The sequence below is a fragment of the Silanimonas sp. genome (genome assembly GCF_027531545.1).
Classification (GTDB): domain Bacteria; phylum Pseudomonadota; class Gammaproteobacteria; order Xanthomonadales; family Xanthomonadaceae; genus Silanimonas.
Genome location: NZ_JAPZSC010000064.1, coordinates 1 through 2,139, shown reverse-complemented (window position 1 = coordinate 2,139; position 2,139 = coordinate 1). Strand labels below are relative to the sequence as shown.

General features: G+C 64.4%; 1 protein-coding gene. It reads right to left on the bottom strand.

Features of this window, described 5'->3' with window-relative positions:
* Nucleotides 1–190 precede the first annotated feature (190 nt).
* Nucleotides 191–1,837 (bottom strand): IS1634 family transposase, encoded by a 1,647-nt coding sequence (locus O9280_RS17220; RefSeq protein WP_298345756.1) that lies wholly within the window; start codon nt 1,835–1,837, stop codon nt 191–193.
* Between the last annotated feature and the right edge of the window lie 302 nt (nt 1,838–2,139).

Here is a 2,139-nt window from a genome sequence, read left to right as displayed (position 1 = left end):
GATAGTCGGCGAAGCGCCCTTCCGCCAAGCCGTCCTTGAACGTCAGGGACCGAACGATCTCGGGCATGTCGCCGTAGCGACGCGCGGGCACTGCGAGGATGAAGTCCACCCAAGTTCGACACTTAATCGCGTAAGTAATTGATTCCATTGAGGCAGAGGCCTGCGATTTGCCACAACACTTGGAGGTTGGTCAGCGCGGAGGCGGTAGCTTCAGTTCCTCGAACAGTTGCAGCTGTTCCTCAGTCGGTCGGCTGATGCCGCTGTGTTCGGTCTCACCAATATGGATGCGATGGCGTTGGATCTGGCGCAGCGTGGCCAGTGCTCGTTGTGGTGAGAAGGCCGAACCCGTGGCCTTCAAGCGCAAGCGCAGCAGGCGGTGGAGCAGCAACGCCAGGAAGCAGATCAGGGCATGTGCGCGGATGCGCTCGGGCAGGCGGTGGTGCACGGGCGCGATATCGATGTCGCTCTTGAGCACGCGGAAGCCGCGTTCGATGTCGGCCAGTGCCTTGTAGCGCTCGACGATGCGTGCAGTGCTCATTGCTGCGGCGTCGATACTGGTCAACAACACTAGGGTGCCGTCGAGCACTTCAGCATCCGCCAGGGCCTTGTCGTCCCGCTCGAAGGCGAAGCGCTCGGCGCCGAGGTCGGTCTTGATGAAGCGTGTGAGCTGCTCTTCGAGCAGACGCCGCAGAAAGCGGTTGTAGGCACCGCGATCGCTGGCGCGACGGCCACGGCTTGCGGCGCCCGTGTCCTGGCCATCGAGCTTGGCGGCGAGTTGTTCGCCAAACGCCTCAACCGCCTCAATGCGCGTGCGGCGGCGTGCAGTCTGCTCGGCGGCACGCGCAGGATCGTGAGCGGCCACCAGGCGATAGTCGGCGAAGCGCCCTTCCGCCAAGCCGTCCTTGAACGTCAGGGACCGAACGATCTCGGGCATGTCGCCGTAGCGACGCGCGGGCACTGCGAGGATGAAGTCCAGGCGCTGCTCGGCTTCGCCACACAGGCGTCGAATCTCCTCGACGTTGTCCAGACTCAACAAGCCGCGATCGGCGACCACCACCAAGCGCCCCACCGGGAAGCGCTTGAGCGCGTGTTCCAACATCGGTCGCAGCGTGTCGACCTCAGCGACATTGCCGGGCGCCACGGTGTGCAGTAGCGGCAGCCCCTCGGCCGACTGCACCACACCCAATACGAACTGGCGGGCGGGGCCGTGGGTTTCCTTGGAGCGGCCGAACGCCCGCACGTCTTGAACACCACCGTTGGATTCGCCGTGAATGCGGATGGTGGTGAGGTCGTAGAACAACAGGGTGACCTCGTTGTCGAGCAAGGGCCGCACGAGCTTCAGCACCGCGGATTCCACAGCGTCGATGCGGTCGATCAGGCAGTCCATTGCGCGCAGCAGCTGCTGGTGAGTCACCTCTGCCGGCACACCCGGCATCTCGACCGTCTCAAGCCAGCGCAGCACGCCGAGCTTGGAATCGGGGCAGCTCAACCGGTTGAACACCATCGTGCGAATCAGCGCCTCGGCATCGAAGCTGCGACGCGACGAGCGCAAAGCACGACTCAGAGCGGCGCCGAGACCCAGCTCGTTCCAGAGCATCTGCAGCGCGTGCAGATCCCCGAACGCACGCGCCGAGCGGTACTCGATCGGCTCGGCCTGTCGCGTGCGTCCCAAGGCGCGCTCCAAGCCGCTGATCAGCGGTGCGAGCTTGGCCTCGGTGAGCTCATCCAGCCGGCCCAGGGAAGCCACCACGCGCTGCCGGACCTTGCCGTCGACACGGTAGCCCTCCACGAGTTGGAGGTAGCTGCGACCGCCGGAACGGGTGATGCGCATGTACATGGAACAACCCTAATCGCCACAACACGCTCAATGCAAGGGCTGCAAAGACGTGTCGTGACACAACACAAAGCTGCCAAAATCGCTGAGTAACTCATTGATTTCCGGAGGCGGCACCACTGCGGCTGGCCGGAATTCCTGCTCCAACTGTCGAACTTGGGATCCCCGCCCAGCCGCTAGACTCCGGCTCCAGGCGGACCGGGCCGGAGGCGTGCGCGATCGTTATGGCACCCAGCACCAAAGCTTAGCCATGCAGAGCCCCGACCTCGCCACCTGGAAGCGCCTCGAAGCCCTGCTCGATGCCG